Source organism: Delftia sp. DS1230 (assembly GCF_040112715.1).
GTDB lineage: Bacteria > Pseudomonadota > Gammaproteobacteria > Burkholderiales > Burkholderiaceae_C > Comamonas > Comamonas tsuruhatensis.
This window is the reverse complement of the sequence record NZ_CP157763.1, coordinates 3,728,542-3,751,352: the sequence shown is the minus strand read 5'-3', so window position 1 is coordinate 3,751,352 and position 22,811 is coordinate 3,728,542. Positions and strand designations below refer to the sequence as shown.

Here is a 22,811-nt window from a genome sequence, read left to right as displayed (position 1 = left end):
GCCATAGGGCTATTCCACGCCGAAGCCTCGGCGAGACTGCTTTGCACAGTGCCGTTTGAAAGATTGAATAACTCGCTAAACCGCCTGTTTACCGCCTGAGTAAACTGACGTCATGCCATTCGTGTGAAAATTGTGCGGTAAAGGATCAGCCGGAAAAAGCCTGAACATTGGACGATTGAAAATCGCGCGCATTCAGCCTGTGGCAGCCTTTTGTATCCAAGGCGGGAGATTAGTAAACCATTATCAAGATGGTGTGGTGCGTTGAGGGAGTATCAAAGTCGTTTGAGAATCTGTTATCGCCATTTCACCGTTGGAATGGACATCTTAGTGGAAATCTTTGGTGAAATCATTACATCTGGCTACAAAAATTCGACACCAAGGTTTTTGCAGCAGATTGTGGGAAAGCCAATGGTCTTCTGTGGGTCGCGCTTGCGTGATCAGGATTTTCTGGCATTGCCCATCCGAGTCCAGGATGCGGGCTGTTGCGCAGGTCTTGAGACATGCGCGTAAGCAATTCCTGCCATGGCGTATCGAGAAGCGGCTGGGTGCCTGCGACGTGCTTCAAGGGAAGCACCTCTTTTGCCAAAAGCGTTCCCGGGTCATGACGAAGGGCGTGAGCACCACGACCGTCGCCAGTCCCAATGACCTGGATATACGCCAGTTCAGGGGGCAGGGCGAGTGCCCTCGTCAGGCCCGCCCTCCAGCACGCGCAGCAGCTGGGACAGCCGCTGGTCCAGCGCGGCCAGTTCGGCAACGGGCATGGGCGCCAGCATGGCGCGCTCGTTGTCCAGGTGCGCTTCCACGGCGCGGTCTATCAGCTCCAGCCCCTGGTCGGTGAGCTGCACCAGCATGCTGCGCGCGTCCTGCGGGTTGGGCAGGCGCTGCACCAGGCCACGCGTCTCCAGGCTTTTCATGCGGTGGGTCATGGTGCCCGAGGTGACCATGAGCGTGGAAAACAGGGCCGTGGGCGTGAGGCAGAAGGGCGCGCCCGAGCGGCGCAGCGTGGCCAGCACGTCGAATTCCCACATGGTCATGCCGAAGCGGGCAAAGCACTCTTCCAGCCGCTGCTCCAGCAGGGCGGCGCAGCGCTTGATGCGGCCTATGGGGCCCATGGGGCTGGCGTCCAGGTCGGGGCGTTCGCGCGCCCATTGTTCGAGGATGGTGTCTACCCGGTCGGGCAGGCGGGGGAGGGTGGGTTTCGGCATTTGTCTTGATTTTAAGATAAGTCGTGCATAATGGATTTGTCTTGAATTGAAGATAAATGCCATGTCCTCCTCGCCATCCTCTTCTTCCGCGTCCTCTGTCAGCCCCGCCCTGTCCTGGCGCGACATCCTGCTGACCGCGCTGGCGCCCGCCATCTGGGGCTCCACCTACATCGTCACTTCCGAACTGCTACCGCCAGACCGTCCGTTCACGGCTGCGCTGATCCGCGTGCTGCCGGCCGGGCTGCTGCTGGTGCTGTTCACGCGGCGGCTGCCCGTGGGCTCGGGCTGGTGGCGGCTGCTGGTGCTGGGCGCGCTGAACATCGGCGTGTTCCAGGCGCTGTTGTTCGTGGCGGCCTACCGGCTGCCGGGCGGGCTGGCGGCCGTGCTGGGCGCCGTGCAGCCGCTGCTGGTGATGGCCCTGGCCTGGGGGGTGGACGGGCGCTCCCCCGCGCGGCTGACGCTGTGGGCCGCCGTTGCGGGCATTGCGGGCATGGCAGTGCTGCTGCTGTCGCCGCAGACGGTGTTCGAGCCCGTGGGCATGGCGGCGGCATTGGCGGGTGCGGTGTGCATGGCGGCCGGCACGTGGCTGACGCGGCGCTGGCGCGTGGACTTGCCGGTGCTGGCGCTGACGGGCTGGCAACTGCTGTTTGGCGGGCTGATGCTGCTGCCGCTGGCCTGGTGGGTGGATGCGCCGCTGCCCGCGCTGTCTCTCACCCAGCTGGGCGCCTATGCCTACCTGTGCCTGGCCGGCGCGCTGCTGGCCTATGTGCTGTGGTTTCGCGGCATCGGGCGCCTGCCTTCGGTGGCCGTGTCGTCATTGGGCCTGTTGAGCCCGCTCACGGCCGTGGTCCTGGGCTGGGCGCTGCTGTCGCAGTCCATGACGGGCATGTCCTTCCTGGGCCTGCTGGTGGTGCTGGCCAGCGTGCTGGTGGTGCAGTGGTCGGCTTCGCGCGGCGCCTGAGCCGCTTGCACCGGGCCTTCTCCTTTTTTCAATCGAGCGTTTCACATGACTTCTTCCGATCTTGCTTCCATGCCCGTCGCCCAGGCCATCGCCTCGCGCGTTTCCGCAGACCGTTTCGAGCCCGGCCGCCCGCTGGCCGACGAAACCCTGGCCGCGCTGGTGGCCCAGGCCTCGCTGTCCCCGTCGGCCTACAACCTGCAGAACTGGCGCTTCATTGCCGTGCGCACACCCGAGGCCAAGGCGCGCCTGAAAGCCGCCGCCTATGGGCAGCAGAAGGTGGAGGAAGCCTCTGCCGTCTTCATCGTCTGCGGCACGCTGGCCGCCCATGCGCGGCTGGCGGAGTTCTTGCAGCCCAGCGTGGACAGCGGCGTGATGAGCCAGCGCACGGCCGATGGCTGGGTGGCGCAGGCCCATGCCGCGCATGCGGACAACCTGCAGCTGCAGCGCGACGAGGCCGTGCGCTCGGCCTCGCTGGCGGCCATGACGCTGATGCTGTCCGCCCAGGGCCTGGGGCTGGCCAGCTGCCCCATGGTGGGATTCGATGCGGAACTGCTGGCAGCGGGCTTTGGCCTGCAGGCCCACGAACTGCCCGTGATGCTGGTGGCCGTGGGCCACGCGGCCGGCACGCTGCGCCCGCAGAAGGCGCGCAGGCCGCTGGCCGACATCCTGGCCTACGCCTGAGCGTGGGATGGGTTGGCGGGGCGCGGGCTCAGCTGGCAGGCTGCAGCTGCATGCCCAGGCGCGAGAACAGGATCTGCCGGCCGTCGCCCTGCAGGCGCTGTATCACCATGCCACCATCGCGGTGCAGGTAGATGCGCAGGGCGCTGCCGTTGCCGGGATCGTGGTCCAGGTAGCAGGGGTCCTTGTCCAGGTCCTTCCAGCCATGGGGTTCGACCAGCCGGCGGCCGGCGATGCGGCGCAGCTCGGACTCGGGCGCCGCGAAATAGGTGTGGGTCTGCAGCCACAGCGTGCGCAGCTGTTCGAAGGCCTGGTCGCGAGAAGAACAGGCGGGCGCAGCCTCCAGCAGGGACAGCAGCATGTCCAGAAGCTGATCGAATGAATACTGCATGCCGCGCCCCTTTCAGCGATCGACGGTGCGCACCGCGCATCCTCGATCAGCGTAACCGGATATGGCGCGAATGTGAACAAAGCATGACCGTGGTGGTTTGTCGCTATTGCCAGTCCGTACCGACAGTGATTGGCGCGGCTGTTGCATGGGGGGCATGTGAGGCATGTGGGGCAAGGGCCTGGATGGCCGGACAATGGCCGGCAGATCCGGCGTGATGCCTGTCTTTTGCGCCTGCCCCGCTGTTGCCGCCATCTTCCTGTTTCCCTTCACTTGTGCTGCCCATGGAACGCTTCACCATCTCCATCGACGACGACCTGGCCCGTGATTTCGACGGCTGGATCGCCGCGCGCGGCTACGACAACCGCTCCGAAGCCATACGCGACGTGCTGCGTGCCCACCTGGCCCAGGTGCGCGAGCGCGAGGACGCCGACGGCCTGTGCGTGGCCAACCTGTCCTATGTCTACAACCACCACGAGCGCGATCTGTCCGAGCGCCTGGCCAGCCTGCAGCACGACCGCCATGAGCTGCACATGGCCACCACGCACGTGCACCTGGACCACGAGCAATGCATTGAAACCGTCATGCTGCGCGGCCCGGCCAGCGCCGTGCGGCGCTTTGCCGACACCATCACGGCCGAGCGCGGCGTGCACCACGGCCAGCTCAACGTGGTGATGGTGCGCAGGGCAGAGCCTGGCGGGCACGATCACGCGCACCACCATCCGCATTCGCACGACGATTGAGCCAGTCCGGGGCCGGGCGCCTTGCGCAGCCCCTGTCATGCAGGTCGGTATGAAGTTTGCTTTTTTCTTCATACAACTCCTGGAAACGCATGACACATCCCCTGAATTCCCCTTCCCGGCGCCTTGCCGTGCACCAGATTGCAGCAGCTGGCCTGCTGGGTCTGGGTTGCATTCCCCATGTCGGTGCACAGCAGGCGGGCGACGCCACGGCCAGCCTGCAGCCTGTCGAGGTCAAGGGCCAGACCGCGCGCGGCGCCTCGGCCGCCTACACCACCAGCGTGATCGAGGCCGAGGACATCGCCAACGCCCATGTCAGCCATCCGCAGGAGCTGCTGCGCCAGGTGCCGGGCATGAATGTGCAGAACTACCAGCTGTCCGGCGTGGGTGACGCCATCGTCATGCGCGGCTTCGGCGGGGGCGGGCACGGCGGCGACGTGGGCGTGGTGCTGGACGGCATTCCCCTGAACGAGGCCATGTCGCATGCCGACGGCTATGTGGACCTGGGCGTCATCGTGCCGCTGGAGATGGAGCGCATCAGCATCTACAAGGGGCCGGTGTCGGCGCTGTACGGCAACTTCAACCGCGCAGGGCTGATGGCGATAGAGACGCGCAAGCAGGGCGACTACACCCCCTACCGCGAGGCCGACGTGAGCCTGGCCTCGCACGGCACGCTGGACGCTCAGGCGGCGCTGGGGCTGAAGCCGGGCGATGGCGAGTTCCTGAGCCTGGCGGCCCAGCACTACCGCACGGACGGTTTCCGCGCGCAGTCGCAAATGCAGCGCAGCACGGCATCCCTGCGCTGGAGCAAGCGGCTCTCGTCGCAGCTGGAAGTGGCGCTGTCGGCACGGCTGCACCACGGCGAGGGCGACTCGCCTTCGTACCTGACGGCGGGGCAGTTCGCACGCGATCCGCGTGGCATCGATCCGCGCGCCATGAACGATGGCACGCGCAAGAACTTCGCCACGCTGCGCGCCGATGTGCAGTACGCGCTCTCGCCACGGCTGACCTGGCTGGGCTATGCCTACACCACGCAGCAAAGCTTCACGCGCTGGTTCAGCCGGCCCATCGACGCACTGCAGTGGCGCCAGCGCGAGGAAAGCTATGACCGCGCCGTCTACGGCGCAGGCACCAGCCTCAATGGCCGCCATGCCACGGCGCTGACCCCGATCAACTGGGTGGCGGGTCTGGAGGCCGTGCGTGAGTCCACCGACTACCAGTTCTACGACGGCCTGCAGTGGCGCGAGCGCACGGGCGCTGCCCTGGATGACCGCAATTCCAGGCTCAACACCCTCTCGGCTTTTGCCGAGGTGGATGCGCCCGTTCACCGCCTGCTGCAGCTGTCCGCCGGCCTGCGCTGGGATCGCTTCACGGGCGGCTGCCGTCCCAACGGCCCTGAGGCGGGCAGCGACCCCTGCGGCCCGCTGGCGCGCACCTCGCATGCCAGCCCCAAGCTGGGCCTGCGCTCGCAGGTGGCGCCGGGTGTGCTGCTGCGCGCCAGCTGGTCCGAAGGATTTGCGCTGGCCAGCGATTTCGCCAAGTACGCGCTGGGCGCCGCGCAGCTCGATCCCAACATCTTCCGCCAGACTGAAGTGGGCGCGCAGATCAAGCCCATGCCGGGCCTGGTGCTGGATGTGGCCGCCTATCGCCTGCAGTCCTCGGGCGAGATCCGCAGCGTGGCGCCCGGCGTCTATGAGAACTTCGGCGCAACGCGCCGCACGGGCGTGGAGGCCAGCGCGCTGTGGGCCGTGCGCAAGAACCTGGACCTGCAAGTGGCCTGGGGCAGCGCCCATTCGCGCGTGACCGAGAACGGCAACCCGGCCCTGGTCGGCAACCAGGTGGCCGGCGTGCCCCGGCAGACCGCCACCGTGGGCCTGGCCTGGCGCCCGCTGGCGCAGTGGGAGGGCACGCTCACCTGGCGCCGCGTAGGCCGCTATGCCGTCACCGCCGACAACAGCGTCTTCTATGGCGGCTACGCCACCTGGGACCTGGGCCTGAGCTGGCGCCTGCCTTCGGCGCGCAGCCGCATCTACGCCGTGGTCTCCAACCTGGGGGACAAGGCCTATGCCACGTCGGCCTCGGTCATCCGCGGCGTGTCGCTGTTCGCGCCCGGCGCGCCGCGCACGCTCAAGGTCGGCGTGCAGACGCAGTTTTGAGGAAACCCCAAATGAGAAACACGTACATGACAGCCCGCCATCCCTTCACCGCCGCAGCGTTCGCTGCGCTGCTGGCCTGCGCACCGCTGGCCCAGGCCCACAACGTCTGGCTGGAGCCCGACGCCGACGGCGCCTACACCGTGCAGTTCGGCGGCCATGAGGGCAAGCTGGAGAACTTTGCGGCCGGCAAGCTCAAGAGCGTTGAAGCCTATGACACGCGCGGCCGCCGCATCGACGTGGCCGTGCAGCCCGTGCCCGGCGGCGCCCGCGCCACGCCGGCCCGCAAGGCCGCGCTGCTGGCCGCGCATTTCGACAACGGCTTTTTCAGCCGCGTGGGCGAGGGGCCGATGCTTGAAAAGCCCATGACCGAGAACCCCGGTGCCACCAGCGGCGTGCATGCGCTCAAGTTCCACAAGACCATCCTCGAATGGGGCCCGGTCACCCGCGAGAAGCTGGGCCAGACCCTGGAGATCATCGCCAAGACCCGCCGCTCGCCCCACGCGGGCGAGCCCCAGCAATTCCAGGTGCTGCTGAACGGCCAGCCCCGGGCCGGCGTGCGCGTGTCGCTGGGAGAAAGCGGTCCGCCACTTGCAACCGATGCCGACGGCTTGGTGACCGTGCTGCCGCGTGCCGGGCTCAACCAGCTGCTGGCCATCGTGCGGCTGCCTGTCTCCGGCGATGCGCGCACCACCAGCCTCAGCTACGAGTACCTGCTGGGGTTCTCGGCGCATTGAAGTGGGGGCGCCGCCCGGCCGCGCTCAGTACGCTCAGGCGGACACGGGGGTGGAGCTGCCCCCCAGGTGCCGGGCCGGCCGGTGCGTGTAGCGGTCCAGGGCCAGGCCGTCGGTGCTGATTTCGGGGCTGCGGCCGGTGATCAGGTCGGCGATCAGCCGGCCCGAGCCGCAGGCCATGGTCCAGCCCAGCGTGCCGTGGCCGGTGTTCAGGAACAGGTTGGAATAGCGCGTGGCGCCGATGATGGGCGTGCCGTCCGGCGTCATGGGCCGCAGCCCGGTCCAGAAGCTGGCGCGCGCCACATCGCCGCCCGGGAACAGGTCGTTGACCACCAGCTCCAGCGTGGCGCGGCGGCGCGGGTCCAGGCGCAGGTCGAAGCCGCCCAGCTCGGCCATGCCGCCCACGCGGATGCGGTCGTCAAAGCGGGTGACGGCAATCTTGTAGGTCTCGTCCAGCACCGTGGACTGCGGCGCCAGCGCCGGGTTGCCCAGCGGCACGGTGAGCGAATAGCCCTTGACGGGGTAGACGGGCAGGTCCAGCCCCAGCGGCTCCAGCGCCTGGCGCGAGTAGCTGCCGAAGGCCATCACGTAGCGGTCGGCGGTCAGCAGTTCGCCATTCACACGCACGCCGGCAATGCGGCCGCCTTCGACCACCAGGCCATCCACGTTCTGGTTGAAGCGCAACTCCACGCCCAGACCGGTGGCGATGCGGGCCAATTCATTGGTGAAGCGGTGGCAGTCGCCGGTCTCATCCTTGGGCAGGCGCAGGCCGCCCGTCAGCCGGTCGCGCGCCTGGGCCAGGGCGGGCTCCACCTGGGCTAGCTGGTCGCGGTCCAGCAGCTCGAAGGGCACGGCGCATTCGCGCAGCACGGCCACATCGCGCCCCACGGCGTCCAGCTGGGCCTGGGTGCGGAACAGCTGCAAGGTGCCGCCGGTGCGCTGCTCGTAGGCAATGCCGGTGTCGGCGCGCAACTGCTGCAGGCAGCTGCGGCTGTACTCGGCCACGCGCATCATGCGTTCCTTGTTGACGGCATAGCGCTGGGCAGAGCAGTTGCGCAGCATCTGCGCCATCCAGCGCAGCTGGAACAGGCTGCCGTCCAGGCGCACGGCCAGCGGCGCGTGTTCCTGCAGCATCCACTTCAGGGCCTTGAGCGGAATGCCGGGCGCCGCCCAGGGCGTGGAGTAGCCGGGCGAGACCTGGCCCGCGTTGGCAAAGCTGGTTTCGGACGCGGGCGCATCCTGCCGGTCCAGCACCGTGACCTCGGCACCGGCGCGCGCCAGGTAGTACGCACTGGTCACGCCGATGACACCGCCGCCAAGAACAAGGACTTTCATACGATTCACCGCCAGGTCAACAAGATGAAATCAAAGTCTATTGACGATGAGGCAGTGGAAACCACTGAAATATTGCTACTCTCCAGTGATTGATAAGCCCCGGGAATCGCAGCCATGGCCGCCAAAAGTGAAAACCGCGTGCTCGACCGCACCGACCGCAAGATCCTCGACATCCTGCAGCGGGACGGCCGCATCTCCATGACCGAACTGGCAGAGCAGGTCAGCCTCTCGGCCACGCCCTGCTCGGAGCGCGTGCGCCGCCTGGAGCGCGATGGCGTGATCACGGGCTACCACGCCCACCTCTCGCCCGAGGCGCTGGGCAAGACGCTGCTGGTGTTCGTGGAGATCAAGCTCTCGTCCAAGTCGGGCGAGGTCTTCGACAAGGTGCGCCAGGAACTGCTGCACGTGCCCGACGTGCTGGAGTGCTTCCTGGTCTCGGGCAGCTTCGACTACCTGGTCAAGGCCCGCCTGGGCGGCATGCGCGAGTACCGCCGCCTGCTGGGCGACATCCTCAAGAAACTGCCCGTGCCGGCCGAGTCGCACAGCTATGTGGTGATGGAAGAGGTCAAGGAGACGCTGGCGCTGCCTGTGGATCGGTGAGGGTGCCGTCCTCGGCGTTCCAGGTTCGCATCTACCGCCATCCATCACTGTCATTTACTGTTTGAAACGTTTGTCACAATAGATTCGATTCAAATTGGGTATTGTGCATTCCAATCAAAAAAGATATTGGGGGTAGATGGGGTGTTATGCAGTTCGGCATTCATCTGCGTTCTCCGTTGAAAAGTAGGCAGGACGACAACCTGGAGTTCAATTCCAATGGCGGGATTGCAAATATTTGTCATTGGATGGTGGCTGTAGGGGATTGGTGATTTTTAAAGTTCAATACCAGTGATACCTTGATAGCGTAAATCTATCTATCACTGGGAGTTCTATGAAAAATCACGCCCTCATGGCTGCCTTGATGGCCGGCGCAGCACTCTCGGCCTGCCCCCCCGCCAGCGCGCAAGTGACCCGTTACTACGGGGAGATGAGAACCTCCTACTCGGATTTCCAGGATCGCACGGCCTGTCCCCTGGGGTCTCACGGCTCATGCCAGGATTTTCCGAGGACCGCCCGCCTGGCCGGCTGGTTTGAAACGGCCGCACCCTTGCAGCCCAATCTGGACGAGAGCGAAATAAGGGCGCTGGTGATTTCCTATAGTTTCTCGGACGGATTGAACACCTACAGCAGTTCCGATCCGGATGTGCGCGCATTCATATTCAGGGTTTCCACGGACAGTGGGTCCAATATCGTGAGAAACAGAATCCACCTTCAACGCTGGCTGACGGGAAACAATCCGCACCGCTCCATCAATCAAATTGGCCCGGGTGGATCTACCAATGATGTGGATATGCTGAGCCGGTTTGAAATGGCCACGGAACAGGTGGGTGCCATGAACAACGCGATGTGCGCTTCCTTGTTCTCGGAAACATCCCAGCAGGTCAGTTATTCGGGGGAAAGCGACACCTGTTTGGGGACCTACGAGATACCCGGCAACGGCGTGTCGGTTGCGTGGACCGGGGCGCCCGTGCAAAACCAGAACGTCATGTCCTGGCACAGGGAGGCCGTGCATCCTGCCCTGTCGTTGACCCACAGCATCTCGCCCGCAGGCCAGGTGCAGGCGGGGCAGGAGGTGCGCTACACCATCACCGTCAGGAATACGGGGACCGTGGCCGCCACCCAAGCGCAGATTGCCGACAGCCTGCCTGCCGGACTGGAGCGCGCCACCTGGACCTGTACGCCCGGCGCCAGCACGCCATGTCCCGTGGCGTCAGGCTCCGGATCGCTGGCAGTCACGGTGCCCGTGTTCGCGGCAGGAGACTCGCTGGTTTTCACCGTGATGGCCAACGTGTCCAACCCGGCGCCCGCAACCATTACCAATGTGGCCACCGTGGATGCCGGGGACCCGTCGGTGCAGTGCATGCAAGCAGGGCAGGTCGTGGGAACGGTGCCGTGCATGGCTTCCGCGTCCATCAATACGGTGGCAGCTTTCCCCGGCGGTGGCCAGGTGACCCCCGTGCCGACGCTGCAGCACACAGCCCTTGTGGTCCTGAGCCTGCTGGCCGCAGCCATCGGATGGATGGGGCTGGGGCGGCGGCAGCGGGTCGGCGCGGGCCGCTGACGCGGCCACAGGGGCGCTGGCGCAGCTAGGTCGCGCTGGCGTCCTGCGCGGCGGCGCCCATTTTCTGGCGCGTGTCCTCGTCGAGCAGGCTGCGCACCTGGGCGAACAGAGGATCGGCGCCCGTGTACTTCCTGCCGTAGCCCAGGTTGAAGCCGTAGTCGAAATCCTGCGGGTTGATCCCCTGGTTGTGCTGCAGGATGGTCTCCAGCTTGTCCAGGGCCTTGACGGCGCGGGCCTCGGGGGTGGCGGCGTCTTCGTACTCCTGCCACAGGGCCATGATGGCGTCGCGGTGCTCGGGCTGCAGCGAGCGGGTCAGGTGCAGCAGGTCGGCCTTTTCCTGCTCGCTCTTGTCGGGGTGCAGGTTCTTTTCCACGGCAGGGATGTCGCCGTGGATGGCCTCGCCCAGGTCGTGGATCACGCACAGCTTGAGCAGCTTGAGCATGTCCAGCTGTGCGAACTGGTCCTCGAAGGCGATGGCCATCAGGCACAGGCGCCAGCTGTGCTCGGCCGTGCTTTCGGTGCGGCCTGTGGAGGTGTGGGCGCTGCGCAGCACGCTCTTGAGTTTTTCGGCCTCGCGCAGGAAGTCCAGGCGGCCCTTGATGTTGGCTGTATCCATGGCGGATATTCTCCCCGGCTTTCGCCGGGGCTGGGTTGGTGTGTCCTCGGGCTCAGTCGATCAACCGCCCGTCCGCATCCCAGAACGGGTGCGGCCCGTCGAATTGCCCGCTGGCCACGGCATGGCTGACCAGTCGGCCGCCGTGCGGCAGGGCGTGCAGCATGAAGCCGGGCGGCTCCAGCGTCCAGGCCGATGCGGCGTCGGGCGCCAGGTCCAGGCAGACCTGGTGGGCGGGCGCGGGCGAGGTCATGGCCACCGTGCCGCCGAAGGCGACCTGGATGCTGCGGTGCAGGTGGCCGCAGATGACGCGCTGCACGTTGGGGTGGCGGCGCACCAGGTCTTCGAGTGCCTGCGCACCCTGCAGCAGGCCGATCTTGTCCATGTGGCCTATCAGGGTCTCGAAGGGCGGGTGGTGCATGGCGATCACCACGGGGCGGCCCTCGCTGGCGGTGAGTTGCAGCTCCAGCCATTGCAGGCGTTCCTCGCACAGCGCGCCCTCGCTGTGGCCGGGCACCACAGTGTCCAGCGCGATCAGCCGCAGATCGCCGATGTCCACCGCGTACTGGATGAAGCCTTCGCTGCGCAGCCAGGTGTGCTCGGGAAAGGCGGTGCGCAGCGCGTCGCGGTCATCGTGGTTGCCGGGCAGCAGGTAGATGGGAAGCGTGCCCAGCGGTGCCAGCAGGCTGCGCAGGTGGGCGTATTCGGCGGGCCGGCCGAAGTCGGTCAGGTCGCCGGTGATCACCAGGGCATGCGGTGGCTGGGGCAGGGCCTGCACGCTTTGCACCGTGCGCTCCAGGTATTGGGCGGTATCGATGCGGCGGTAGGTCAGGCGGCCGGGTTCGCGGATATGCAGGTCGGTGAGCTGGGCCAGGAAGGTGGTCATGGAGGGGCGGGAAGTGCGATGGCTTTCAGGCGTGGGCATGGTTGGGCATCCATTGGTGGGGGGCGATGCGCAAGGCCACGCGGTCGCCCGATTGCGCGGCATGGTCGCGGGCCACGTCGGCCATCAGCGGCGTGTGGCCCGCCAGCTCCAGCGTGAGCTGCAGGCGGTCGCCCAGGAAGACGCGGCGCGCCACCGATGCGGGCACGGCGCCCGGCGTGCCGGCGGCGCAGACCTCGATGTCTTCAGGGCGCAGCAGCAGCCGGGCTGCGCCCGTGCATTCGGCCGGGCAGGCCAGCTCCATGCCGGCCAGCGCCAGCCGGTTGCTGCGCGCATCGTCTTCGCTGCGTTCGACCTGGTTCACGCGCCCCAGGAAGGTGGCGACAAAGGGATGGGCCGGGCGGCGGTACAGGCTCTCACCGTCGCCCACCTGCAGGATGCGGCCTGCCTGCATCACGGCCATGCGGTCGGCAATGGCCATGGCCTCCTGCTGGTCGTGCGTGACATGGACGGCGGTGATGCGCAGCTGGCGCAGCAGCTGTGCCAGCTCGTCGCGCAGGGTTTCCTTGAGTTTGGCGTCCAGCGCGGTCAGCGGCTCGTCCAGCAGCAGCACGCGCGGGCGCGATGCCACGGCGCGGGCCAGGGCCACGCGCTGGCGCTGGCCGCCGGACAGTTCGGCCGGGCGCTTGTGCTCCAGGCCGTTCAGGCGCACCAGATCCACCAGTTCGCCCACCACGCGGCGCTGCTCCTGCTCGGATACGCCGCGTATGCGCAGGCCGTAGGCTATGTTGGCCTGCACGCTCATCTGCGGGAACAGCGCGTAGTGCTGGAACACCATGCCCACCTGGCGCTTTTCTATGGGCACGCGGGTGACGTCGGTGTCGCCGAAGGCGATGCGGCTGCCCGCGTCCGGCGTCTCCAGCCCCGCGATGATGCGCAGCAGCGTGGTCTTGCCGCAGCCCGAGGGGCCGAGCAGGGCCAGCACCTCGCCGGGCTCCACGCGCAGGTCGGTGGCCTGCAGGCCGCGCGTTCCGTCGGCATAGGTCTTGGCGCATTGCCGGATGTCGATGGCGACGCTGTTACTTTCCATAATGCTTCTCGATGAAATGCCCCAGCGCCTGCAGCAGCCACATCACGGGCAGGATGACGATGAGGAAGATGAGGGTGTAGGCCGAGCCCACCTCGATGCGCATGGACGCATAGCTGTCGGCCAGGCCCACGGGCAGGGTGCGCGTCAGCGGCGTGTGCAGCATCCAGGTCAGGTTGAACTCGCCCATGGACAGGGTGAACACCATCAGGCAGGCGGCCACGATGGCGGGCAGCACGGCAGGCACCAGCACGCCCAGGAAGCGCTGCGTGAACGAGGCGCCCAGGCTGCGCGCAGCCTCCTCCAGCGCCACCAGCTCCTGGCGGCGCAGCGCCGAGCCCACCATGCGCACCATGAAGGGCAGGGTGAACACCACATGGCCCACCAGGATGAAGGCAAAGCTCTGGCGGAAGGCGGCCACGCTGCCATAGGCCAGCAGCAGGGCCAGGGCGCTGGCCAGGCCCGGAATGGCCACGGGCAGCGTCAGCAGCTCCTCGAAATGCCGGGCCCAGGGCGAGCGGCTGCGCGCCAGCGCATAGGCGCAGGGCACGCCCAGCACCAAGGTCATGGCCACGCAGGCGCAGGCCAGCAGCAGCGACATCAGCACGGTATTGCCGTAGCCGGCCCAGACCTCGGCCAGCCAGCGCGTGGTCAAGCCGCTGGCCAGGCCCTGGCCGTAGTTCTGCACCAGCCCGGCCAGCACCGACAGCAGCATGGGCGCCAGCATGAACAGGGTGACGGTGGCCGTCACCAGCCACATCAGCGGCGGCATTTTTGGCCGCCGGGCCGCCCCAAGGCAAAAAGCGGCCCCTTCGGGGGGCAGCGGATCTTGCGCTGCAAGGGCAGCGTGGGGGCTATTTTTTTGTGTGGTCCGCATGGTCAGACTCCTGTGGCGGCCGGACCGGCCCAGCGCCGCGACAGCCACAGCACCAGCCAGGTGATCAGCCCCAGGCTGATCGACAGGCTGGCGGCCAGGGCGAAGTTGGCGTAGTTGGTGAACTCGTTGTAGATGGTGATGGGCAGCACCTCGAACTTGCTCGACAGCGTGAAGGCCGTGCCGAAGGCGCCGACCGACGTGGCGAACACGATGGCGCCGCAGGCCAGCGTGGTGGGCAGCAGCTGCGGCCACCACACATCGCGCGCCACGCGCCAGCCATTGCCGCCCAGCGAGCGCGCGGCCTCTTCCAGGTGCGGGTCCAGCGCCTCGGCCGCTGCCGTGTAGGAGGCAATGGCGCGCGGCAGCGAGAAGTACAGGTAGCCCAGGAACAGGCCCAGCAGCCCGTAGGCGAAGGTGATCCGCTCGCCGCCCAGGGCCACCGACAGATCGGCCAGCGCGCCCTGGCGCCCTCCCAGCAGGATGATGAAAAAGCCGATGATCACGCCCGGAAACGACAGCGGCAGCGTCAGCAGCGACAGCAGCAGGCCGCGCCCCGTGAAGCGGTGGCGCGCCAGCGCAATGCCCATCACCGCGCCGATCAGCAGCGTGGCCAGGGTCACGGCCAGCGACAGGGCCAGCGTCTGCAGCAGGCTTTGCAGATACAGCGCGTCGGTCAGCGTGGCGAAGTAGGTGCGCCAGCCTTCACGCGCCGGCAGCGCCAGCAGCAGGCCGGCCGGCAGCAGCCAGAACGCGGCGAAGAAGGCCACGGCCGGCGCGCTGCAGGCCAGCAGCAGCGCGCGGGCGCGCCAGTCGCCTGGCGCTTGGGAGGAAATGCCCACGATGCAGTCCGCCTGGCTCAACGCACTTCACGCAGGTAGCGCGTGGAGAAGCCCTTTTGCACATCGGCCATCTTCTGGTAGTCCACCGAGGTGGCGCGTGCGTACTCGCTGGCGGGCAGGAAATGACCGGCCACCTCCTTGGGCAGGGCCACGTCGCGCACGGGGCGCAGGTAGGCGTTGGCCCAGATGGACTGGCCCTTGTCGGACAGCACATAGTCCAGAACCTTCTTGCCGTTGTCCGTGTGCGGCGCCTTGTTCACCAGGCTCATCACATAGGGCATGACCACGGTGCCTTCCTTGGGGATCACGAAGTCCACGTCGGCCTTGTCCTTGTAGCGGGCGCGGTAGGCGTTGAAGTCGTAGTCCAGCAGGATGCCGATCTCGCCCGACAGCAGGCGCGCATACGAGGTCTGCTTGGGCACGATGGGCTCGTTCTTCTGCAGCTTCTTGAAGTAGTCGATGGCGGGCTGGAAGTTGTCCAGCGTGCCGCCCATGGCCTGGTTCACGGCCACGGCGCCCACATAGCCCACGAAGGCCGAGGCCGGGTCCAGGTAGCCCACCAGACCCTTGTATTCGGGCTTGAGCAGGTCTGCCCAGGACTGCGGCACGGGCTTGCCGCCCAGTGCCGCCTTGTTGACCATGAAGCCCAGCGTGCCCGAGTGGATGGTCACCCACTCGCCCTTGGGGTCCTTGAGGCCGGCGGGAACCTGGTCCCAGTTGGCGGGCTTGTAGGCGGCGACCACACCGTCTTTCTGCGCCTGGATGGCAAAGGTCACGCCCAGGTAGGTCACATCGGCCACGGGGCTGGCCTTCTCGGCCACCAACTGGGCCAGCGACTGGCCCGAGTTCTTGTTGTCGGGCGGCACGGTGATGCCGGTATCGGCCTTGATGGCCTTGATCTGCGTGCCCCAGTCGGCCCATTCGGGCGGGCAGTTGTAGCAGATGGCGCTCTGGGCCAGCGCCGTGCCGCAGACGGCGGTGGTGGCGGCCAGCAGGGCAAGGCGCTTGAAGGAGAGCTTGAAGGGGAGGGCAGTCAGTTTCATGGTGCGTACTCGAAGAGGTTGGGGGGCGTGGGAAAGGGAAGGGCGCGGCCTTGGCTTGCGCGGGCCGCTGTTGTTGGTTTCAGAGCCGGCAGGACTCGCCGCTGCGCCAGCCATGCGGCAGGCACAGGCTGTCTTGCGCGGCCAGGGTTTTCTTGCCCGCCAGCGCATCGCACAGCAGGCGCACGCAGGCCGAGCCGATCTCGTGGTTGGGCTGGGAAATCGAGGCCAGCGAAGGCGTGAGATCGCCCGCCATGGCAATCCCGTCAAAGCCGACGACGCTGAGGTCCGCAGGCACGCGGAACCCGGCCAGCGATGCCGCGCGGATGGTGCGTATCGCCAGCAGATCGTTGCTGCAGACAATGGCCGTGGGCGGGGCCTGCTCGGCCAGGTGGTGCTGCAGCATCTGCACGGCGGTGGCGGCAAAGGGCACCTCCCAGACCGGCAGCGGCGACAGGCCTGCGGCCTGCATGCCCAGCGCATAGCCGCGGCAGCGCTGCTGGGCGCGGTCGGACGCCTGCAACTGGCCCGTGACCATGCCGATGCGGCTGTGGCCTGCCGCAGCCAGGCGCAGCACCAGTTCCCTGACGGCGCCCGTGTTGTCCACGCCCACGCAGGCATGCTCATGGGTGTGGTGATAGGCCAGCACATAGGGCTTGCCGGCCTGGCGCACACGCGCCAGCGCCGCCGAATCGCCAGGGTTGGAGACCACCAGCACCAGCGCATCCACCCCGCTGGCCAGCAGCCGCGTGGTGGCCGCGTCTTCACCGGCGTGGTCGTATTCGGTGGTGCAGGGCGAAATCGCATAGCCGCGCAGCGCCGCCTGCGAGGCAATGCCCTGCAGGCACTCGGCAAACACCGGATTGGTGAGCGTGGGCAGCACCACGCCCAGCACCTTGCTGCTGCGCGTGCGCAGCGTGCGGGCGCTGGCATTGGCCACATAGCCCACTTCCTGCGCCACGCGCAGCACCGTGCTGCGCGTTTGCGCATTGACCACCTCCGGCGAGTTGAAAACCCGCGAAACAGTGGCGACGGACAGGCCCGCGCGGCGTGCAACCTCGGTGATGCTCATGGCTGTAAACGATTTCTTGAAAACGTTTACATTGCACCCGCTGCGCGTGACGGTGCGGTGACGGAGATTTGAAGCTTTTGTGGCAGCCAGGCGTTTGGCGGCTGAGGCCCTGGCCTTGGCCGCTTTCCAGGCTTGCTTCAGTGCACCTTGCTGGCGCTGCAGCGAGGTTGTCCTTGCAGGGGCCAAAAGAGAACCATGGGCTTCGCCATTCCGAGATGGGCTTTGCAAAGTAAGCTGCGATCAGGCCTAGCGTGCGTGTTTAGTAGCCACTGGAACAAGAGCGCAGCACATCTGTTGGCACGCGTCCCTTCATTCCCTTGAGATGCATATGCGACCTCCTGAAAAGCTGTTGACCGATCTGTACTGGTCCTTCCAGGCGACCCTGCCTGGCAACGCACAGTTGATGGAAGTTGCGCTGCGCGAGTATCACGAAGACGTTGGATGCGACTTCAATGAAAAGGCGTTGCTGGCCCGCTTGCCGATTTCCAGCCTGAACATCATCTTCAACTACGAACAACGAGGGATACAACGAGGGATAACCGGTGAGTGGCTGAAGATCTCCGAAGTAGTGCAGATACGCCGCACAGCGGCGCCTACGCCATCAGAGCTGCTCCATGAACTGCATTTCGCGGTGGAAGACCGCCTGGCCGACCAGGATCACCATTTCTTTGAGGGTCTGTGGCTGTGCGATCCGAAAGGCGCCGATGGTTTGCCGGTCTATGAGCTTTGTCTTGGCAGTTGAGTTGCCCCGCTGCGCGTAGCGGCTGCCCGTGTGAACAAGCCCGGAACCTACAGCTTGCTTCCGGTGCCAGGCATAGGATTTGCAGCGATTGGAAACCGCATGCATCCCAGCGTGCGGGCGTCCATCATAAAAACACAACTCCAAGCCTCCTATGTCTTCATTCGATACCCAACTGCTGCTCATCGCGCTGGCCAGCGTGCTGGTTCTGGTCGCGCTGATCGTCTCGCGCATCCATCTTCATCCCCTGCTGGCGCTGCTGGTGGTTTCCATCGGCGTGGGCTTTGCCACCGGCATGGCGCCGGGCGAGATCGTCAAGAACCTCACCAACGGGGCCGGCAAGACGCTGGGAGCGGTGGGCGTGGTGATTGCCCTGGGCGCCATGCTGGGCAAGATCCTGGCGGACTCCGGCACCACCGAGCGGCTGGCCGGTGCCATCCTGCAGCGCACGTCCGAGCGCATGATTCCCTGGGCCATGACCCTGGTGGCCTTCGTGATCGGCATTCCCATGTTCTTCGAGGTGGGGCTGGTGGTCATGCTGCCGCTGATCTTCAGCGTGGCGCGCAAGCTGGAAAGCAATGAGCGCTTCAAGGGATCGGCCTATGTCTATGTGGGCGTGCCCGTGATCGCCGCGCTGGCCGCCATGCACGGCATGGTGCCGCCGCACCCCGGCCCGCTCACCGCCATTGCCACGCTGCACACCACGGTCGGCCCGACCATGCTGTACGGCTTTCTGGCCGTGATTCCCGCCATGGTGCTGGGTGGCCCGCTGTACGGCGCCTTCATCACGCCGCGCATGAGTACGCGCCCCGATGCAGCCCTGCTGGAGCAGTTCACATCAGGCAAGAAGGAAGGCGGGGAGGGCAGTGCGCCCAGCATCGGCATGGGCGTGCTGTGCGCCTTGCTGCCCGCGCTGCTGATGCTGGTGCATGCGCTGGCCGAGGTGCTGCTGCCCAAGGATTCGGGCCTGCTGCATGCGGCGGCCTTCCTGGGTAATCCGCTGGTGGCCATGCTGCTGGGCGTGGTGTTTGCCTCCATCACCCTGGGCTATCTGCGCGGCGCCGATGCAGAGAAGCTGCGCGACGCGCTGGGCCAGAGCCTCAAGCCCATCGCCGGCATCATGCTCATCATTGCGGGCGGCGGTGCGTTCCAGCAGATCCTGACCAGCGCCAAGGTGGGCGATGCCATCGTCCACATGACCCAGCAGTTCGCCCTGCCTCCGCTGGTGCTGGGCTGGATGATCGCCATGCTGCTGTCGGTGTCCACCGGCTCGGCCACCGTGGGCATCGTCGGCGCGGCTGGCCTGCTGGCGCCGCTGGCGGCCTCCGATCCTTCGCTGAACGTGCCGCTGCTGGCGCTGGCCATCGGCTGCGGCTCGCTGTTCTTCAACTATGCCAACCACGCGGGCTTCTGGATGGTGAAGGAGTCCTTCGGCATGAGCATGGGCGAGGCCACCAAGACCATTACCGTGGTGCAGTCCATCGTGTCCTTTGTGGGCCTGCTGATGGTGCTGCTGTTCAACCTGCTGCCCAAGCTGGGATAGGTGAAAGGCATGAGGCGGGCCGACGGCGGCCGCTTCGATGCCGCGGCAACCACCAAGAGAGGGCACTTCTTCCGGTTCGACTGCGAATTGCCCCAGTCGCGGCAGGGAAAATGCCGCCCCTTACAGGTGCGGTACCCGGCGCCGCTTCAACGCGGGTCCGGCAATTGACCTATACTGCTGGAGGTGCTGTCCTTGTTGTTCGCCTCCTCAGTGCCCGTCTGACATTCTTGCAGTCCCCGGACTGCCGTTGGCCGCCCACTGTGACGAAGTCCGCAACTGTCACTCCCTTCGGCGAGCACCACGCGGGTCCAACACCCTTCCCCGGGCCCGCACTCTCCCTGCCACCTGCAGGGGCCTCTTTCCCTTTTTTCCGATGATCCGCTGCCTGTGTGCAGCGGTCATCCTGCGCTGGCCCAAGGCCGCAGCATGGTGCTGCACCGGCAACTTGCGGCGACGCACCCCTTTCAACATGTACTCACAGGAGTCCCATTGGCTAAAGAAGAACTGATCGAAATGCAAGGCCGGGTAGACGAAGTGCTGCCTGATTCCCGCTTCCGCGTAACGCTGGAAAACGGCCACCAGCTCATCGCCTATACCGGCGGAAAAATGCGCAAGCACCGCATCCGCGTGCTGGCCGGCGACAAGGTCACGCTCGAGATGTCGCCCTATGACCTGAACAAGGGCCGTCTCACGTTCCGTCATATTGAGCAACGCTCCGGCGGCGCCCCGGGCCAGCGCCCACCGCAGCGCCGCTGAGGTCTGCCAGCCCGCTCTTGCCTCGGAGCGGGCATGGGGGGTGCACAGAAAGGACCCGGCTTTGCGCCTGGTCCCATGGCCGGCAGCCCCGCCAGCCCGGCCGCCCGGGCGGCATCGGCCGGGACAGGCGAGTTCCCCGGCTTACTTGGACATTCCGTCCTTGCCCATGGAGTCCTTCTTCATTGCGTCCTTGGACATGCCATCCTTGTGCATGCCGTCCTTGTGCATGGAGTCCTTCTTCATTCCATCCTTTGACATGGAATCCTTCTTCATCCCGTCCTTGGACATGGAGTCCTTCTTCATCCCATCCTTGGACATGGAATCCTTGGTCATTGCGCCCTTGGACATGCCGTCCTTGGACATCTCATCCGCAGCGAATGCCGAGGTGGCGCCGGCCAGGGCGAGGCAGGCGGCGAGCACGGTGGTGGTGAACTTGGTCATTTGAGTCTTCCTTTGGATTAGCGGTTTGCAGGTTGCACAATCGGCCGGCCTTGCATGGCCCGGCCTCGCACCTTCGTTGGCGGCACAGCGGCTTGTGAGGCCGCTCAGCTGCCTCCGAACCAGTTGTAGCCCTGGTCTTCCCAGTAGCCGCCGGAGTAGGTGTTGGTGACGAACATGGCCTGGACGTGCTTCGGGTTCTTGTAGCCCAGCTTGGTGGGCATGCGAAGCTTCATCGGGAAGCCATATTTGGGCGGCAGGGGCTGCCCGTCGTAGGTCAATGCCATCAGCGTCTGCGGATGCAGGGCCGTGGCCATGTCGATGCTGGTGAAGTAGTCGTCCACGCACTTGAAGCCGACGTACTTGGCGCTGGTGTCGGCGCCTATATGGCGCAGGAAATCGGCGAAACGCACGCCGCCCCAGCGGCCTATGGCGCTCCAGCCCTCCACGCAGATATGGCGCGTGATCTGTTCTTCCTGCGGCATGGCGCGCAGCTCGGCCAGGCTCCAGGCATGGCGATCGGCGACCATGCCGGTCACTTCCAGGCGCCAGCTGGCCTCGTCCACCTCGCGCACCTCGTCCTCGCCGTAGTAGGCATTGAAGGGGAAGGGGCGCGTGATCTCGGCTGCTGAATAGGTGGGCGCCAGCCGCGTGGGGCTGAACAGCAGGCCCTGCACGCGGTCGTTGAAGCGCGATACCTGATTGAGCGCGGCCTCGACGTGGCTGTCATCGCTGATGCTGCAGCCCGTGAGCAGGGACAGGCCGCCCAGCGTGAGCGATCGCTGCAAAAAGGCGCGGCGTGCGGGCTGGTCGAGCTTGCGGACGATCAGCGAGCGTGCCTCGCGCACCACGGCCTCGCCATCGACGCCGGGCAGGGAAGGGGCTTTGAAGATTTTCATGGTGTCTTGGGCGCACGGCCGTGGATCATGGTCAGGAAGGTCCGGGGCACCAGGGCGACCATTGCCAGGTGCACCACCACAAAGGCGACCAGCGCAGCCATGCCGAAGAAGTGCACGCGCCTTGCGGACTCATAGCCGCCCAGCAGCTCGCGCAGCAGCGGGAACTGCACCGACTTCCACAGCACCAGGCCCGACAGCACGATCACCACCAGGTCCAGCACCACGAACAGGTAGGCCAGCTTTTGCACATGGTTGTAGCGGGCCGGGTCGGCATGCGAGAGCCGGCCCTTGAGGGCGGACACCAAGTCCTGCCGCACGCCCTGCACCGTGATGGGAAAGAACTTGCGCAGCCACCGGCCGCTGGCGATGTTGAGCAGCAGGTACAGCAGCCCGTTGAACACCAGCAGCCACATGGCCGCGAAATGCCATTGCAGCGCCCCGCCCAGCCAGCCGCCCAGAGTGATCGAGCCCGGAAAGGTGAAATCAAAGAACGGCGCCGCGTTGTAGATGCGCCAGCCACTGGTCACCAGGATGACCACGGCCAGCGCATTGAGCCAATGCGTCAGGCGCAGCCACAGCGGGTGGATGCGCTGGCCATCCTTGGGCTGTGCCGGTTGGGGGGTGATGAGGGCGGTGTTCATGGATCCCATTGTTGGAGGGACCCTGTAGCGGATGTATCACGCAAACTTCAATTAATCGTGATAACTCCCAAGGCCGGCTCAGCCCGCCTGGGCGCACCCGGCCAGATAGTCCACCAGCGTGCGCGCCGCAGGCGATAGCCGGCTGCCGTCCCTGAAGCAGATGGCGAACTGCCGCCGCGCCCAGGCATCGGTGAGCGGCACCATGTGCACACCCTGCGCGCCCTGCACACCCTGACCGGGGCCCGCCATGCCCAGGATCTCCCTGGGCATGATGGCCACGCCCAGGCCGGCGCGCACGCAGCGGATCGTGGCGTCGAAGGAGCTGACCACGGCGCGGTAATTGATGGGCCGGCCGATGATGGCCGCCGCCCGCGCCAGCATGGTGTAGACGGCCGTGGAGGCGGGCAGGCCCACATGCTCGCAATCCAGCGTTTCGCTGAAGCTGCAGCTGTCGCGCAAGGCCAGCGGGTGGCCGGCCGGCACGGCCACGGCCAGGGTGTCGCAGCGGTAGGGCAGGGTCTGCAGGCCCTCCAGATCGGCCGCGTTCCAGCACACGCCCACCAGGGCCAGGCCTTCGCGGATGGATCGGATGATTTCGCTGCTGGTCAGCTCCTCGATGTCCACGCGGATCTGCGCGTGCTCGGGCTTTTGCAGAAAGGCCGCAATGTCATCGGGCAGCGACTCGGCAATCGACGAGACCGAGGCCAGTATCCGCACCTGTCCCTTCACGCCGTGCTGATAGGCGGCCATGTCGCGGGCCGCGCGGTCGGCGCTGGCCAGCATGGCGCGTGCATGCTCCAGCAGCATCAGCCCGGCTGCCGTGGGCACCACGCCCCGGCGGTGGCGCTCCAGCAGCGGGGCCTGCACCTGCTCTTCCAGCAGCGCCATGCGCTTGCTGATGGCCGATGAGCCGATGTGCTGCTGCTCGCCCGCGCGGGCGATGTTGCCCAGGTCGCAGGCCGCGACAAAGAGCCGCAGGGTGGTCAGGTCCAGATCTTTCATGGCGGTTATGGATTTCCATTCGGGAAA

24 protein-coding genes are annotated in these 22,811 nt (G+C 66.3%); 10 read left to right on the top strand and 14 right to left on the bottom strand.

The annotated features are described in order from the left end of the window. Positions 1-662 precede the first annotated feature (662 nt). Positions 663-1,205, bottom strand: coding sequence for a MarR family transcriptional regulator (locus tag AAN986_RS16870; RefSeq protein ID WP_012204944.1), 543 nt, complete (start codon positions 1,203-1,205; stop codon positions 663-665). A 61-nt stretch (positions 1,206-1,266) separates the two neighbouring features. Here AAN986_RS16870 and AAN986_RS16865 point away from each other — a divergent pair, with 61 nt between their 5' ends. Together AAN986_RS16865 and AAN986_RS16860 are read left to right on the top strand one after the other, a co-directional pair. Beyond that, complete coding sequence (locus tag AAN986_RS16865) at positions 1,267-2,166, top strand: EamA family transporter (protein ID WP_206424514.1); 900 nt, start codon at positions 1,267-1,269, stop codon at positions 2,164-2,166. A gap of 45 nt (positions 2,167-2,211) precedes the next feature. After that, positions 2,212-2,847, top strand: a complete 636-nt coding sequence (locus AAN986_RS16860) for a nitroreductase family protein (protein WP_047217286.1) — start codon at positions 2,212-2,214, stop codon at positions 2,845-2,847. 28 nt (positions 2,848-2,875) lie between these two features. On the opposite strand, the gene AAN986_RS16855 is transcribed toward AAN986_RS16860, so the two are convergent. Beyond that, positions 2,876-3,235, bottom strand: a complete 360-nt coding sequence (locus AAN986_RS16855) for a hypothetical protein (RefSeq protein ID WP_016448140.1) — start codon at positions 3,233-3,235, stop codon at positions 2,876-2,878. A gap of 281 nt (positions 3,236-3,516) precedes the next feature. On the opposite strand from AAN986_RS16855, the gene nikR reads away from it, so the two are divergent. From nikR to AAN986_RS16840, 3 genes are all read left to right on the top strand, one after another. Continuing rightward, complete coding sequence (gene nikR / locus AAN986_RS16850; RefSeq protein ID WP_047217287.1) at positions 3,517-3,975, top strand: nickel-responsive transcriptional regulator NikR; 459 nt, start codon at positions 3,517-3,519, stop codon at positions 3,973-3,975. Positions 3,976-4,064: 89 nt separating this feature from the next. Then, the gene (locus AAN986_RS16845) at positions 4,065-6,128 is read left to right on the top strand and encodes a TonB-dependent receptor (protein WP_047217288.1); all 2,064 of its coding nucleotides are present in this window, start codon (positions 4,065-4,067) and stop codon (positions 6,126-6,128) included. A gap of 26 nt (positions 6,129-6,154) precedes the next feature. Then, positions 6,155-6,862, top strand: coding sequence for a DUF4198 domain-containing protein (locus tag AAN986_RS16840; RefSeq protein ID WP_047217289.1), 708 nt, complete (start codon positions 6,155-6,157; stop codon positions 6,860-6,862). Positions 6,863-6,895: 33 nt separating this feature from the next. Here the strand turns inward: AAN986_RS16840 and AAN986_RS16835 are convergent, their stop codons facing one another. Then, positions 6,896-8,194 (bottom strand): D-amino acid dehydrogenase, encoded by a 1,299-nt coding sequence (locus AAN986_RS16835; protein WP_047217290.1) that lies wholly within the window; start codon positions 8,192-8,194, stop codon positions 6,896-6,898. 114 nt (positions 8,195-8,308) lie between these two features. Here AAN986_RS16835 and AAN986_RS16830 point away from each other — a divergent pair, with 114 nt between their 5' ends. Both AAN986_RS16830 and AAN986_RS16825 read left to right on the top strand, forming a co-directional pair. Then, positions 8,309-8,794: a winged helix-turn-helix transcriptional regulator gene (locus AAN986_RS16830; protein ID WP_012204957.1), complete on the top strand. Its 486-nt coding sequence runs from the start codon at positions 8,309-8,311 to the stop codon at positions 8,792-8,794. A 331-nt stretch (positions 8,795-9,125) separates the two neighbouring features. Continuing rightward, positions 9,126-10,355: an IPTL-CTERM sorting domain-containing protein gene (locus AAN986_RS16825; RefSeq protein ID WP_047217291.1), complete on the top strand. Its 1,230-nt coding sequence runs from the start codon at positions 9,126-9,128 to the stop codon at positions 10,353-10,355. Between the two features lie 25 nt (positions 10,356-10,380). Here AAN986_RS16825 and AAN986_RS16820 read toward each other — a convergent pair whose 3' ends face one another. From AAN986_RS16820 to AAN986_RS16790, 7 genes are all read right to left on the bottom strand, one after another. Further along, positions 10,381-10,971: an HD domain-containing protein gene (locus AAN986_RS16820; RefSeq protein WP_047217292.1), complete on the bottom strand. Its 591-nt coding sequence runs from the start codon at positions 10,969-10,971 to the stop codon at positions 10,381-10,383. A gap of 52 nt (positions 10,972-11,023) precedes the next feature. Beyond that, a complete protein-coding gene (locus tag AAN986_RS16815; RefSeq protein ID WP_047217293.1) occupies positions 11,024-11,893 on the bottom strand; it encodes a phosphodiesterase in 870 nt (289 codons plus the stop codon). Continuing rightward, positions 11,880-12,941: an ABC transporter ATP-binding protein gene (locus AAN986_RS16810; protein ID WP_016448130.1), complete on the bottom strand. Its 1,062-nt coding sequence runs from the start codon at positions 12,939-12,941 to the stop codon at positions 11,880-11,882. Before AAN986_RS16810 ends, AAN986_RS16815 begins: the two co-directional genes overlap by 14 nt. Beyond that, positions 12,931-13,698, bottom strand: a complete 768-nt coding sequence (locus AAN986_RS16805) for an ABC transporter permease subunit (protein WP_034398390.1) — start codon at positions 13,696-13,698, stop codon at positions 12,931-12,933. Before AAN986_RS16805 ends, AAN986_RS16810 begins: the two co-directional genes overlap by 11 nt. A 119-nt stretch (positions 13,699-13,817) precedes the next feature. Next, complete coding sequence (locus AAN986_RS16800) at positions 13,818-14,675, bottom strand: ABC transporter permease subunit (protein ID WP_047217294.1); 858 nt, start codon at positions 14,673-14,675, stop codon at positions 13,818-13,820. Continuing rightward, complete coding sequence (locus tag AAN986_RS16795; protein WP_016448127.1) at positions 14,672-15,697, bottom strand: ABC transporter substrate-binding protein; 1,026 nt, start codon at positions 15,695-15,697, stop codon at positions 14,672-14,674. The genes AAN986_RS16800 and AAN986_RS16795 overlap by 4 nt, the downstream gene beginning before the upstream one ends. Positions 15,698-15,776: 79 nt before the next feature. Continuing rightward, positions 15,777-16,766, bottom strand: coding sequence for a LacI family DNA-binding transcriptional regulator (locus AAN986_RS16790; protein WP_047217295.1), 990 nt, complete (start codon positions 16,764-16,766; stop codon positions 15,777-15,779). Positions 16,767-17,094: 328 nt separating this feature from the next. Here AAN986_RS16790 and AAN986_RS16785 point away from each other — a divergent pair, with 328 nt between their 5' ends. The 3 genes from AAN986_RS16785 to infA all read left to right on the top strand — a co-directional run bounded on the left by AAN986_RS16785 (position 17,095) and on the right by infA (position 19,804). Then, positions 17,095-17,508: a hypothetical protein gene (locus tag AAN986_RS16785; protein ID WP_047217296.1), complete on the top strand. Its 414-nt coding sequence runs from the start codon at positions 17,095-17,097 to the stop codon at positions 17,506-17,508. Between the two features lie 151 nt (positions 17,509-17,659). Next, the gene (locus tag AAN986_RS16780) at positions 17,660-19,048 is read left to right on the top strand and encodes a gluconate:H+ symporter (protein WP_047217297.1); all 1,389 of its coding nucleotides are present in this window, start codon (positions 17,660-17,662) and stop codon (positions 19,046-19,048) included. Positions 19,049-19,537: 489 nt separating this feature from the next. Continuing rightward, positions 19,538-19,804 carry a translation initiation factor IF-1 gene (gene infA, locus AAN986_RS16775; RefSeq protein ID WP_016448120.1) on the top strand — a complete coding sequence of 89 codons (267 nt, stop codon included), beginning with the start codon at positions 19,538-19,540 and terminating at the stop codon, positions 19,802-19,804. A gap of 141 nt (positions 19,805-19,945) precedes the next feature. On the opposite strand, the gene AAN986_RS16770 is transcribed toward infA, so the two are convergent. The 4 genes from AAN986_RS16770 to AAN986_RS16755 all read right to left on the bottom strand — a co-directional run bounded on the left by AAN986_RS16770 (position 19,946) and on the right by AAN986_RS16755 (position 22,784). Next, positions 19,946-20,245: a pentapeptide MXKDX repeat protein gene (locus tag AAN986_RS16770; RefSeq protein ID WP_016448119.1), complete on the bottom strand. Its 300-nt coding sequence runs from the start codon at positions 20,243-20,245 to the stop codon at positions 19,946-19,948. Between the two features lie 104 nt (positions 20,246-20,349). Next, on the bottom strand, positions 20,350-21,141 hold the full coding sequence (locus tag AAN986_RS16765) for a molybdopterin-dependent oxidoreductase (RefSeq protein ID WP_016448118.1): 792 nt from the start codon (positions 21,139-21,141) through the stop codon (positions 20,350-20,352). Next, on the bottom strand, positions 21,138-21,782 hold the full coding sequence (locus AAN986_RS16760; protein WP_191625505.1) for a cytochrome b/b6 domain-containing protein: 645 nt from the start codon (positions 21,780-21,782) through the stop codon (positions 21,138-21,140). The genes AAN986_RS16765 and AAN986_RS16760 overlap by 4 nt, the downstream gene beginning before the upstream one ends. A gap of 78 nt (positions 21,783-21,860) precedes the next feature. Further along, on the bottom strand, positions 21,861-22,784 hold the full coding sequence (locus AAN986_RS16755; protein ID WP_013802887.1) for a LysR family transcriptional regulator: 924 nt from the start codon (positions 22,782-22,784) through the stop codon (positions 21,861-21,863). Between the last annotated feature and the right edge of the window lie 27 nt (positions 22,785-22,811).